The 12,362-nt window shown below is 74.8% G+C and carries 9 protein-coding genes, 1 tRNA gene and 1 pseudogene; 7 read left to right on the forward strand and 4 right to left on the reverse strand.

Going from position 1 to position 12,362, the window contains the following annotated elements; genetic code table 11:
- Positions 1–78 precede the first annotated feature (78 nt).
- Positions 79–708 carry a ClpP family protease gene (locus ATM99_RS12920; protein ID WP_062103296.1) on the forward strand — a complete coding sequence of 210 codons (630 nt, stop codon included), beginning with the start codon at positions 79–81 and terminating at the stop codon, positions 706–708.
- Positions 705–1,298: a ClpP family protease gene (locus ATM99_RS12925; RefSeq protein WP_046528531.1), complete on the forward strand. Its 594-nt coding sequence runs from the start codon at positions 705–707 to the stop codon at positions 1,296–1,298. The genes ATM99_RS12920 and ATM99_RS12925 overlap by 4 nt, the downstream gene beginning before the upstream one ends.
- Positions 1,299–1,367: 69 nt before the next feature.
- Here ATM99_RS12925 and ATM99_RS12930 read toward each other — a convergent pair whose 3' ends face one another.
- The 3 genes from ATM99_RS12930 to ATM99_RS12940 all read right to left on the reverse strand — a co-directional run bounded on the left by ATM99_RS12930 (position 1,368) and on the right by ATM99_RS12940 (position 4,940).
- The gene (locus tag ATM99_RS12930; protein ID WP_062103297.1) at positions 1,368–1,982 is read right to left on the reverse strand and encodes a helix-turn-helix domain-containing protein; all 615 of its coding nucleotides are present in this window, start codon (positions 1,980–1,982) and stop codon (positions 1,368–1,370) included.
- A 124-nt stretch (positions 1,983–2,106) separates the two neighbouring features.
- Positions 2,107–3,363, reverse strand: a complete 1,257-nt coding sequence (gene dinB / locus ATM99_RS12935) for a DNA polymerase IV (RefSeq protein ID WP_062103298.1) — start codon at positions 3,361–3,363, stop codon at positions 2,107–2,109.
- Between the two features lie 248 nt (positions 3,364–3,611).
- Positions 3,612–4,940 (reverse strand): AI-2E family transporter, encoded by a 1,329-nt coding sequence (locus ATM99_RS12940; RefSeq protein WP_082659715.1) that lies wholly within the window; start codon positions 4,938–4,940, stop codon positions 3,612–3,614.
- A gap of 180 nt (positions 4,941–5,120) precedes the next feature.
- Here ATM99_RS12940 and ATM99_RS12945 point away from each other — a divergent pair.
- Positions 5,121–5,203 (forward strand) — tRNA-Leu (locus tag ATM99_RS12945).
- A gap of 105 nt (positions 5,204–5,308) precedes the next feature.
- Here the strand turns inward: ATM99_RS12945 and ATM99_RS12950 are convergent.
- Positions 5,309–5,677, reverse strand: a complete 369-nt coding sequence (locus ATM99_RS12950; RefSeq protein ID WP_062103299.1) for a DUF2200 domain-containing protein — start codon at positions 5,675–5,677, stop codon at positions 5,309–5,311.
- Positions 5,678–5,762: 85 nt separating this feature from the next.
- On the opposite strand from ATM99_RS12950, the gene ATM99_RS12955 reads away from it, so the two are divergent.
- The 4 genes and pseudogenes from ATM99_RS12955 (at position 5,763) to ATM99_RS12970 (ending at position 12,007) form a co-directional block, all read left to right on the forward strand.
- On the forward strand, positions 5,763–7,235 hold the full coding sequence (locus ATM99_RS12955) for a DUF3375 domain-containing protein (protein WP_062103300.1): 1,473 nt from the start codon (positions 5,763–5,765) through the stop codon (positions 7,233–7,235).
- Positions 7,228–7,890 (forward strand): annotated as a pseudogene (locus tag ATM99_RS12960) (DUF4194 domain-containing protein); the annotation flags it as partial. The gene ATM99_RS12955 and the pseudogene ATM99_RS12960, both read left to right, overlap by 8 nt.
- A 392-nt stretch (positions 7,891–8,282) precedes the next feature.
- Positions 8,283–11,660: an ATP-binding protein gene (locus ATM99_RS12965; RefSeq protein ID WP_062103301.1), complete on the forward strand. Its 3,378-nt coding sequence runs from the start codon at positions 8,283–8,285 to the stop codon at positions 11,658–11,660.
- Positions 11,657–12,007, forward strand: a complete 351-nt coding sequence (locus ATM99_RS12970) for a MazG nucleotide pyrophosphohydrolase domain-containing protein (RefSeq protein WP_223305056.1) — start codon at positions 11,657–11,659, stop codon at positions 12,005–12,007. The genes ATM99_RS12965 and ATM99_RS12970 overlap by 4 nt, the downstream gene beginning before the upstream one ends.
- Positions 12,008–12,362 lie beyond the last annotated feature (355 nt).

The raw sequence follows: 12,362 nt of genomic DNA on the forward strand, positions 1-12,362 counted from the left end.
CGACGACGCTGCCGACGGCGGATCCGCTCACGGCAGCGCCGGACTCCGGGGCGTGCGCGGCGCGCGCAGGGTGGGGTCATGACCACGCAGACCCGATCCAGCGCCTTCGACGACGAGCTGCTCGCGCGGCTCGCCCACGACCGCGTCCTCGTCCTGGGCACCGCGCTCGACGAGCACGTCGGCAACCGCCTGTGCCACCAGCTCGTGCTGCTCGCGACCGAGGACCCCACCGCCGACATCACGCTGTGGATCAGCTCGCCCGGCGGGTCCGTCGCGGCGATGCTCGCGATCCACGACGTCATGCGGCTCGTCCCCAACGACGTGCGCACCGTCGCGGTCGGCACGGCCGCGAGCGCGGGGCAGTTCCTGCTCTCGGCGGGCACGCTCGGCAAGCGCTTCGCGCTGCCCCACGCGCGCGTGCTGCTGCACCAGGGCTCCGCCGGGATCGGCGGCTCGGCCGTCGACGTCGAGCTGCAGGCCGACGAGCTGCGCCACACGCGCGACACGGTGCTCGGCCTGATCGCGGAGCACACCGGCCAGAGCGTCGAGCGCGTGCGCGAGGACTCGCTGCGCGACCGGTGGTTCACGGCGCAGGAGGCGCTCGCGTACGGGTTCGTCGACGCGGTCGCGGAGCGCCTCACGGACGTCCGGCCGTCGGGCACGCTGCGCGGCGCCGTCGGCATCGGCGGGACGGGGTTCGGCGCATGAGCGGCTACCTGGTGCCGAACGTGCTGGAGCGGCACGGCGCCGTCGAGCGGTCCGTCGACGTGTTCAGCCGCCTGCTGTCCGAGCGGATCGTCTACCTCGGCACCGAGATCGACGACGGGGTCGCGAACGTGCTGGTCGCGCAGCTCATCCACCTCGAGGCCGAGTCGGCGGAGCAGCCGATCCGGCTGTACGTGAACTCCCCCGGCGGGTCGCCGTCGGCGATGCTCGCGGTGTACGACGCGATGCAGTACGTGCGCCCCGCGGTCGAGACGATCTGCGTCGGTCAGGCCGCGTCGACCGCGGCGGTCCTGCTGGCGGGCGGCGCACCGGGGCGGCGCGCGGTCCTGGCGCACGGCCGCGTGGTGCTGCACCAGCCGTCGACGCGCGGCGAGGGCACGATCCCCGACCTCATCCTCGCGGCGGACGAGGTGGTGCGCGTGCGCGGCCAGCTCGAGGAGGTGCTCGCGCGGCACACCGGCAAGGACGTCGCGACGCTGCGCCGCGACACCGATCGTGACCTGGTGCTCACGGCCGAGCAGGCGGTCGCGTACGGCATCGCGGACCACGTGCTCGCGTCGCGCGACGCGTGAGGGCGTCGGCGTCCGGGGCCGCCGGGGTCCCGGACGCCGACGCGCAGCCTCGCCGCGGCGGGCGGCGCGTCAGGCGGCGAGCAGCACCGCGGCGGCGGGCGCCGCCGGCCCGGCGCCGCTGAGCGCGTCCACGGTGAGGCCACCGGTGAAGCCGCCGGTGAGGAAGACGTGCAGGTCCCGGAGCGACGCGCCCCCGAACGACGCGGCGCCCGACCGCGCGTCCCCGAAGGGCGCGGACGCCGTGGCGTCGACGACGGCCCCGTGGAGCACGAGCGCGCCCGGTCCGACGTCCCTGCGGTCGTCGAGCGGCTGACGGTCGGACGTGCGGCGCGCGGCGTCGCGGACGCCGGGCGCGAGGCCGTCGTGGGCCCGGTTCGTCCTGCTCGGTGCACGGTCGCGCGTCGTGCGTGCGTCAGTGTCGAGCGCGGTGGCGATGCCGTGCGCGAGGTCGACGAGGGTCAGCCCGAGCGCGTCGGTGAGCGCGGCGAGCACCTCGGAGGACGGTTCCTTGCGTCCGCGCTCGACCTCGGACAGGTACTGGGGCGAGAGCCGCGCACGAGCGGCGACGTCGACGAGGCGCAGCGCACGCTCCTCGCGGGCGGCCCGCAGGAGCGCGCCGATGGTGCGCCGCCACGACGACGGGTGGCGGCGCGCAGGCGTGAGCGTCACGGCACGGGGCTCCATGAGCCGAACCTAGCGACGCGCATCGCCGCACGCGGGCCGATCCGCTGACGGCAGAACGCCGTCGGCGAGCCGCGTGGGCGCCGCCTCGCCCCCGCGGTCGGCCGTCGTCCGCGGCGGCGGTGGATCACCGGTCCTTCTCGGCGAGCTCGCGGAACTCGTCCGGCACCGTGTGCAGGCGCGGCATCGCGGCGGGCAGGTACCCGACGGCGTGGGCGCCGAACCGCGCGCGCACGGCGTCGACGGAGCGGTCGACGGCCCAGCGCGCCGCGCCGTGCTCGGAGCCGGGGCGGCGTGGGTCGTCGGGGTGCAGCGCGAGCTCGAGCTGCAGCGCCTCCTGCTCGACGATGCCGGTGACCGACACCGCGAGCAGCGTGATCTCGACGTCGCGGCCGGGCTGGTCACGGATGGCCTGCCACGCGAGCTGCTCGGCGACCTCGGTGAGGGTGAGCGTCGTCGCGACCGGCCCCGGCAGGGTCAGCGAGCGCGTGACGGACCGCATGCCGGGGAACCGCACCCGGACGGTCACGGTGCGCCCGGCGCGACCCTTGGCCCGGAGCCGGCCGGCGACCCGGTCCGCGAGGTGGCTGAGCACCTCACGCACGAGCGCGGGCGTCGCGACCTGCCGCCCGAGCGCCGACTGCGCCCCCACCGACCGCGCGCGCCCGGCCCCCGCGACGCGGCGCGGGTCGTCGTTGTGCGCGAGGGCCGACATGCGTGCGCCGGTCGCGTGCCCGAGGATCCGCTCGACGGCGTCCGACGGGGTGCGTGCGAGCTCGCCGATGGTCGTGATGCCGCGCTCCGCGAGCCGCTCGCGCGCGACGGGCCCGACGCCCCACATGAGTCCGACGGGCAGCGGGTCGAGGAACGCGCGCTCGCGCTCGGGCTCGACGACGACGAGGCCGTCGGGCTTGGCGACCTGCGACGCGATCTTGGCGAGGTGCTTGGTGCGCGCGACGCCCACCGAGATCGGCAGGCCGACCTCGGCGCGGACGCGGCGGCGCAGCAGCGCCGCGATCTGCGCGGGCGGGCCGAACAGGTGCGTCGAGCCGGAGACGTCGAGGAACGCCTCGTCGATCGAGATCCGCTCGACCGCCGGCGTGACGTCACCGAGGATCTCCATGACGCGGTCGGCGAGCGGCTGGTACTCGCGGAACCGCCCGGGCACGAACCGCAGCGGCGGGCACAGCCGCGCGGCCCGCCACCCCGGCATGCCGCCAGCGACGCCGTACGCCTTGGCCTCGTACGACGCGGCGAGCACCACACCGCCCTGCGCGCTGCCACCGACGGCGATGGGGCGGCCGCGCAGCGTCGGGTCCAGCAGCTGCTCGACCGACGCGTAGAACGCGTCGAGGTCGGCGTGCAGGATCGTTGCCCCGGACATGACCCGATGCTAGTCGAACACCTGTTCGAACGACAATACCCCTGAGCACCTCGCCCCGGCGGCCCACCACCCCAGCCAGCACGCCCCGTCGCACGCCCGTCGATCGCACCGTGCGCGGTCCGGCCGAACCCGCGCCCACCCGCCGAGCGCGGGCTTCTGCCGGTCACCGGACGCGAGAAGCGGCCGAACGCCGCGGTCGGCCACGGGTCAGACCGACGGAGTCAGGCTGCCGGGGACGACCGACGGGGTCAGGACGGACCGACGCCAGGTCCGCCGTCCGGCGCACGGGACACGGCGGGGTCGACGGACGCGGAGTCGGCAGCGGCCGGCGTCGCGACGGACCGCCCGTCGCGGGACTCGTCCCGGGAGTCGCCGCGGGCGTCCTCTCCGGGCGCGTCCCGCGGGTCCTCGGCGTCGTCCTCCCCCTCGTCCATGGGCGGGTCGAGCGTGCGCAGGTGCGAGTACACGGCCCACGCCACGGCGACCAGCGGCACCGAGATCACGGCGCCGAGGATGCCTGCGGTGAGCGTGCCGGCGGTCACCGCGAGCGCGACGACCACGGGGTGCAGGGAGACCTGCTTGCCCATGATGAGCGGCTGCAGCACGTGCCCCTCGAGCTGCCCGATGAGCGCGATCCCGACGCCCACGAAGACGGCCGACCACAGCCCGTTCGCGGCGAGCGCGACGATCATCGCGACGACCATGGCGGCCGGTGCGCCGATGAGCGGGATGAACGCGCCGATGAACACGAGCACCGCGAGCGGCGCGGCGAGCGGCACGCCCATGATCGTGAGCAGCGTGAACGCGAGGATCCCGTCGGTGAACGCGATGATCACGGTGCCGCGCGTGTAGCCGGAGAACGTGTACCAGCCGGCCGCTCCCGCGGTCATCCAGGTCTCGCGATTGCGGGCGGGGAGCTGGTTGAGGAACCACGTCCACATCGACGACCCGCGCGCCAGGAAGAAGATCGTGCAGAAGATCGCGAGCGCGAGCGCGGTGAACCCGACGGCCACGGAGCCGGCGCTGGCCGCGGCCTGGCTCGCGAGGTCGCCCGCGTGCTCCTGGACCCACTTGAGCCCGTTGTCGATCCACTCGGCGATCTGCTCGTTCGTGATCGTGAACGGCAGCGACCCGCTCTCGAGGTAGTCGGTGATCTGGTTGATGCCGGTCGCGAACTGCTTGCTGAGGTTGTCCCACTGCGTCGCGATCGAGTACCCGACATAGGTGAGCATGCCGAGGAAGAACAGGATCCCGGTGAGCAGCGACAGGGCCGTGGCCAGGCCGCGCGGCATCACCCGGTCCATGACGTCGACCAGCGGCCGCAGCACGGCCGTGAAGACGAGCGCGAGGAACACGGCGACGAAGAGGAGCGTCACCCGCGACGTGGCGTAGAACACGACGACGACGGCCGCGAGCACCACGAGCAGACGCCACGAGACCCCCGCCGAGCGGCGCAGCCACCGCGGGGCGGTCTCGTCGTGGCCCGTCACGGCCGCGTTGCGCCGTCCGCCCGCGACCTTGCGGGCCGCGGGGCTGATGGCCCCGGCCGCCGAACGGGCCCCTACCGCCTCGCCCATGCCCTGGACCTCCCGCCCGTCGTGAACGCCGTCACGTGCAGTCTGCCCCCGGCGGCGACCTGCGGCCCGACGACCCGCCCACACGGCGCGTGGCGCACGTGCCGGTGCAAGGACCACCCCGCCACCGTGGTATGTTTTCTGCCGCGCCGAGCCGCCCGGAAGGGCACTCGACGACCACCTGTCCGGGTGGCGGAATGGCAGACGCGCTAGCTTGAGGTGCTAGTGCCCGCAAGGGCGTGGGGGTTCAAGTCCCCCTCCGGACACTCGTTGAGACAGCGACCTGAAGGCCCCTGCACCGTGGAGACGCGGAGCGGGGGCCTTCGTGGTTCCCGGGGCCGCCGCATCGCGCCCGTCGGGTGTGCCGGCCGTCACGCCGCGCCGGCGCCGCTCCCCCGCAGGATCGACGACATCTTCTTGCCGCGCGCGACCTCGTCGACGAGCTTGTCGAGGTACCGGATCCGCTGCATGAGCGGGTCCTCGACGTCCTCGACGCGGATGCCGCAGATCAGCCCCGTGATGAGCGACGCGTCGGGGTTCATGCGCGGTGCGGCGGCGAAGAACTCCTCGAAAGTGACCTCGTCGGCCAGCGCGCGCGCCAGGCCGTCGGCGTCGTAGCCGGTGAGCCACGTGATGACGCGGTCGACGTCGGCCGCGTCGCGGCCCTTGCGCTCGACCTTGGCGACGTACAGCGGGTACACGCTCGCGACGCTCGTGCCGAAGATGCGGTGACCGGCCATGGTGGTCCTCCCTCGTCGTGCACGATCGTACGGACGGTGGTGTCGTGTCCCGAGCACCCCCGCCGCCCACCTACGCTGTCCCGCGATGATCTCTCGTGCCGAAGGGGCGTTCCTGGGTGCCGTCCGGGCGTTCCAGAACCCCATGCTGGACCTGCTCCACAAGCGGCACGCCCCGCTCGTCGTCGCGCTGCTCTCGCTCGTGTTCACGGCGGAGCGTCCGACCGTGCCCGTCGCCGACGCGCACACCGAGGTCGGCGACGCGCTCGACCAGCTGCGCGCGGCGGGGCACGGCGACGCGCTGCCGGTGGGCAGCGCGCGCGACCTGTGCCGGCAGTGGGCGGACGCGGGGTGGCTCGTGCGGCAGGTGCTCGACGACGACGTCGAGGTGTACCGGCTGTCGGCGCACGCCGTGGGCGCGCTCGAGGTCGCGGGCCGCGCGGGCGGGGCGCGGGCACGCGTGTCGCAGTCGCGCGTGCGGACGCTGCTGGACGCGGTCGAGCGGCTCGCGGCCGACGCGGACCCGGACGTCATGGTGCGCATCGCGCGGCTCGACGCCGAGGTGAAGCGGCTGCAGGCGGAGATCGCGCGGCTCGAGCGCACGGGCGTGGTCGAGGAGGTCGACGACGACGAGCTGCTCGAGGAGGCCGAGAACGTCCTGCACCTCGTGCGCGAGCTGCCCGCGGACTTCGCGCGCGTCGCCGAGTCGATCAAGGCCATGCAGCGCGACGTCGTGACGGCGCTGCGGCAGGACGAGCGACCCACGGGCGACGTGCTGCGCGAGTACCTGCAGCGCGGCGAGCAGGTCATGGACGCGACGCCCGAGGGCCGCGCGTTCTCCGGCGCGCTGCGCCTGCTGGGCGACCCGCACCGGCTCGACGAGCTCGCGACGCAGCTCGACACCGTGCTGCGGCACCGGTTTGCGGCGCGTCTGCCGTCGCCGCGCCGCGCCGAGCTGCGCGAGGTCGTGCGCCGCATCGAGCAGGGCCTGGACCAGGTGTTCGCGGCGCAGCGCGAGGCGTCGTACGTCATCACCGCGCAGGTGCGCAACCACGACCCGCTGCGCGACCGGCAGGTCGACGACCTGCTGCGCGACGTCATGACGGGCCTGCAGGAGTGGCTGCCGGGCACGCGCCGCGCGCAGGGCGTCGCACCGCTGCGACGGCTGCCGGTCGCGGACGTCGAGCACCTGCGCCAGACGCCCGGCGACCTGCGCCCCGCGCAGGCGCCCGACGCGCTGCCCGAGTGGGACGACGACGTGGCCGTGACGGACGCGGACGCGCGCGCGTGGGGCGGCCCGCACTACGCCGACCTCGACGCGCACCTGCGCGCGTTCGGCGCGGACTCCCCCGCGGTGGACCTCGCGGCGGCGTTCCGCGCGGCGCCGCCCGAGCTGCGGCGGCCGGTCGACCTGCTGGGGCTGCTGGAGCTCGCGCACCAGCGCGGCATGACGGAGAGCGACGAGCTGGCGTTCGTGGACGCGGTCCGACCGGACGGCACGCGCCGCCGGTTCGCGTTCGGCGCGACGAGCACGAGGACGAGGGACGAGAGCGATGACTGACACCGACGTCGTCCGGGACGACGCCGCCGGCGACACCGCGGACGGCGGCTTCATCGCGCCGGTCGCGATGGAGGACGACCCGGCCGAGCTGTTCGCGGGCGACACGGGCACGCTCGACGCCGACGTGCGGCGCGTCCTGGTGCGGCTGCTGCAGCGGCGGTTCCTGCTGGCGGAGCGGCACCGCGCGCACTGGCGCACGCTGCTGGAGAACCAGCAGGTCATCGAGTCGCGTCTGCACGACCTGTTCGTGCACCTCGTCGTCGACCACGAGCGCGGCATCGCGTACAAGCGTCAGGTGCGCTCGGCCGAGCTCGACGTGCCGGTGCTGCTGCGCGACGAGCCGTACACGCGCGCCGAGACGCTCGTGCTCGTGCACCTGCGCACGGTGTTCCAGCGCGAGCGCGGCGCCGGTGAGACGTCGGCGCGCGTCGACGTCGAGGAGCTCGAGGCGACCGCGCTGACGTACTTCGACCCCGACGACACGAACGTCGCGGCGCACCAGCGCGAGATCCGCACCGCGATCGCGCGCCTGGTCAAGGACGGCGTGGTCGACGAGGAGTCCGAGGGCCGCTACCGCGTGACGCCGCTGGTCGAGGTCGTGCTGAGCAACGAGCGGCTCACCGAGCTGCGCGAGTGGCTGCGTGCGCGTGACGACGCGGGCGCCGCCGCAGGCACGGCGGGCGTCGCCGGCACGGACGACGACGCCCCCGACGACGACGCGACGGACGGGCCCGCGGACGCGGAGCCGGACGACGAGCCGGACGACGAGCCGGACGACGACGCGGATCCTGCCGGCGATCCGGACGCGCCGGACGACGAGGACGACGAGGACGGGCCCGGCCCGGGCGCGATCACGCTCGACGACGCCGTGCTCGACGACGCCGTGCGCGGCGACGAGGTCGTCGCGGGCGACGTCGTCGACGGCGCCCCTGACGACGACGCTGCCGCCGACGGGGCGCACGAGGACGCGACGTCGGACGACGCCGACGCGCCCACCGGGCCGGCGCGCCTGCGCGAGGACGAGGACGAGGACGAGGAGACGGCACCGTGACGATGGTCGACTCGCTGTTCGGGCTGATCCCCGCTGCGTCGACGGGTCAGCAGTGGGTCGCGCTCGACCTGCAGCTCGTCAACTGGGGCGGGTACGACGGCTACCACCGCGTGCGGCTGGCCTCGACGGCGACGCTGCTGTCGGGCGGGTCCGGCTCGGGCAAGTCGACGCTCATGGACGCGTACATCGCGCTGCTGATGCCGCACACGACGCCGTTCAACGGTGCGTCGAACGGCGGCGTCGTGGGGCGTCCGCGCGGCAAGGACCAGCGCAACATCCTGTCCTACGCGCGCGGCAAGCTCGACGAGTCCCGCACCGAGGAGGGCACGCGCGAGCGCGTGCTGCGCGGCGACGGCAAGGACACGTGGTCGGCGATCGCGATGACGTGGGCCGACCAGTCGGGCACGCGGTTCACGGCCGTGCGCGCGTGGTACGTGCCGTCGGCGGCGCGCACGCTCGAGGACGTCGGTGCGGTCCGGGCGACGTGCGACAGGCCGTTCGACCTGCGCGACCTCGAGGCGGCCGCGGGTCAGCGGCTCGTGCGCACGGCGGTCGGCGCGGCGGGGCTCACGTGCTTCGACACCGACCGCGAGTTCACGTCGCGCCTGCACTCGACGCTCGGCATCGGCGCCGCGGGCGACGGTGCCAAGGCCGTCGCGCTGCTGGGTCGCATCCAGGCCGGGCAGCAGATCACGACGGTCGACGCGCTGTACAAGGCGATGGTCCTCGAGGAGCCGGACACGTTCGCGACGGCCGACGCCGTCGTCGAGCAGTTCGACAAGCTCAGCGGCACGCGCGAGCAGATGATCACGGCGCGCCAGCAGATCAAGGCGCTCGAGCCGATCCGCGAGCACCGGGCCGCGATCGAGGAGGCCGCGGGCCGCCTGCGCGTGGTCGACGCGGTCGGCGGGTTCGACGACGGCACGTCGCCCGCCGCGGTGTGGCGCCACGAGCGGCGGCTGGGGCTGCTGCGCGAGGTCGAGTCCGACCTGCAGGGGCGGCACCGCGAGGCGCAGCGGCTCGCGGCCGAGACGTCGGCGCGGGTCGCGGCGGCGCGCGCCGAGCTCGACGGCGTCAAGGAGACGCTGTGGGCGTCGGGCGGCGACCGGCTCGCGACCGCGCAGCGCGAGCTGCGGGGGGTCGCGGCGCGGCTCGAGGAGGTCACGCGGGCCCGCGCACGGCTCGACGAGGTGCTGACGTCGACGCTCGGCGAGTCGGTCGCGTCGCTCGACGAGTTCACCGACCTCGTCGCCCGCGCGCGGCACGCGCTGGCCGACACCGACGCGAAGGCGAACGCGCGGCAGGCGCTGTTCGACGCGATGTCGGAGCGCAAGGAGGCCGCGGCCGACCTCGCGGTGCTGCGCCGCGACCACGGCGACGCGCGGCACCGGCACGACAACGTGCCGGGCGACCTGCACGCGACCCGGGCCGCGGTCGCCGAGGCCGCGGGCCTGACGCCCGAGGACCTGCCGTTCGTCGCCGAGCTGGTCGAGGTGCGCACCGAGCACGAGCCGTGGCGCGAGGCGTTCAACCTCGCGCTCGGCGGGTTCGCGACCCTCATGCTCATCGACGTCGCGCACCTGCAGTCGTTCCGCCGCGCGATCGACCAGGTCCGCACGGGGCGTCGTCTGCGGTTCGAGGGCGTGCCGACGGGGCTGCGCGACGACGTCGGCCTCGACGGGCGCACGATGCCCGGGCGGCTGGACTACCGGCAGAGCCCGTTCACGGGATGGCTCAAGGGTGAGCTCGCGTCGCGGTTCGCGTACGTGTGCGTCGACACGCCCGGCGAGCTCGCGCAGCACGAGAAGGCGCTGACGCGCGGCGGGCAGGTGTCCGAGGGGCGCCGCGGCGCGCACGGCGGTCAGGGCAAGCCGAACGTGCTGGGCTTCACCAACACGCGTCGGCTCGCGGACCTCGAGCGGCAGCTCGAGCGCGCCGAGGAGCGGCTGGCATCCGCCACGGCGCGCGTCGACGAGGCCGAGGCCGCGTGGGACCGGCACGACTCGACGCTGCGCGCGTACACGGCGGTCGTCGAGCTCACGTGGGACCAGGTCGACGTCGAGGGCGTCACGGCCGAGCAGGCGCGCTGGGAGCGGATCGTCGGCGAGGTCACGTCGGGCAACCCCGACGTCGTGCAGCTGCAGCGTCGCGCGTCCGAGCTGGAGGTGCTGATCCAGGACCTCACCGAGCAGCTGGGCCGCACCAAGGGCACGGCGACGACGCTCGGCGAGCAGTGGTCGACGACCACGGACGCGGTCGACGCGGCGCAGGGCGCGCTCGACACCGCGCAGGACGCGGGCACGCAGCTCGACGCCGAGCAGCGCGCGTACCTCGAGCGCGTGCTCGGCGGCGCGGAGCCCGACCTCCCGCGCGCCGGTGAGCACGCGAGCGACCCGGCGGCGGCGCTCGCGACGTTCGACGCCGTGGTGGCACGCGCGGCGGACCTGCTGCGCGCCGACCGGCAGTCCGCGCAGCAGACCGTCGCGGGCGGCCGCGACGCGCTGCGGCGCACGTTCGAGACGTTCGTCGAGCGCTGGCCCGACCCGAACCTCGGCACCGACCCGGACGCGTCGTACGGCGACTTCGAGCGGATCCTCGTCGAGCTCGAGACGCAGGGGCTGCACGAGCTCGAGGCGGAGTGGCGCGCGAGCCTGCTGCGCCTGTCGGGCAACGACCTCGCGGACCTGCACACGGCGCTGTCGCGGTCGGTGCGCGAGATCAAGGAGCGCATCCGCCCGGTCAACGACATCCTCGCGGACCTGCCGTTCGCGGACGACGACCACCGCCTGCGGATCGACGCGCGCGACACGCAGTCGACCGTGGTGGCGCGGTTCCGCAAGGAGCTGCGCGACCTGCGGGAGGTGCTCGCGACCGACGCGACCGACGCCGAGCGCGAGCGCCGCTACCACCGCATGGCCAAGGTCATCGACCGGATCCGGCGCACCTCCCCCGACTTCGTCGACCTCGTCGACGTGCGCCGGCACGTGCGGCTGTCCGCCGAGAAGGTCGACCTCGAGGGGCAGCACGTCGCGCTGTACGACCACATCGGCGAGAAGTCCGGCGGCGAGTCGCAGGAGCTCGTGGCGTTCATCGTGGGCGCGGCGCTGCGCTACCAGCTCGGCGACGCGGGCGCGGCGCGCCCCCGGTACGCGCCGGTGTTCCTCGACGAGGCCCTCATCAAGGCCGACGCGCGGTTCACGGGTCGCGCGATCGGTGCGTGGCGCGGGCTGGGGTTCCAGCTCATCATCGGTGCGCCGAACGACAAGTTCAGCGCGCTCGAGCCGCACGTCGACCTCAAGTACGTCGTGCTCAAGGACGCCGCGGGCCGCTCGCGGACCAAGGCCGTCGCGGGCGTCGCGGCGGACGCGTCGTGACCGCGCACGCCGGCACCGACGTCGCGGCCATGGGTGCGCGGGCCGTGGCGGTGCGCGAGCTGTTCGCGCGGCGCGCGGCCGACGCGTCCACGCGCCCGTGGACGACCGAGGAGGTCATGCTCGGCTTCGTCGGCGACGTGGGCGACCTCGCCAAGCTCGTGCAGGGCAAGGAGGGCGTGCGCGAGCGCGCCGACCTCGACGCCGCGCTCGCGCACGAGCTCGCCGACTGCCTGTGGTCGGTGCTCGTGCTGGCCGACGCGTACGACGTCGACCTGCCCGCAGCGTTCGACGCGACGATGGACGACCTGACGGCGCGCCTGTCACGGGACGCGGCGCCCGGCACCTGACGCGCCCGGGAACTGGTCACGTCGACGACGCGGGCCCTCGTCACTGGTCAGATCTGTGACCAGTGCACTGGCCCGACGGAGCTCCTGTGACCAGCTGCCCGGCGGGCGCGCAGCTTCGGCTGACTGCTCAGGGCGGGCCCCGTCCTCGAGAGCTCCGGGTGCACCGGGCGTCGCGGAGGCGCCGCCGGCCGCTGCGCCATCCGGCTGACCTGCGCCGGACAGTGCGGGACCGGGCCGGTCCGGCGCCTAGGTGTATTGACCCGGAACGTTGTTGACGTAGCGAGAGACCTCCGGGTCGAGTGGGAACTGCTCAAGGAACCCGCGTCGACCACTGGAGGTCTCTCGTGTCCCACGC

Source organism: Cellulomonas sp. B6 (genome assembly GCF_001462455.1).
Lineage (GTDB): Bacteria > Actinomycetota > Actinomycetes > Actinomycetales > Cellulomonadaceae > Cellulomonas.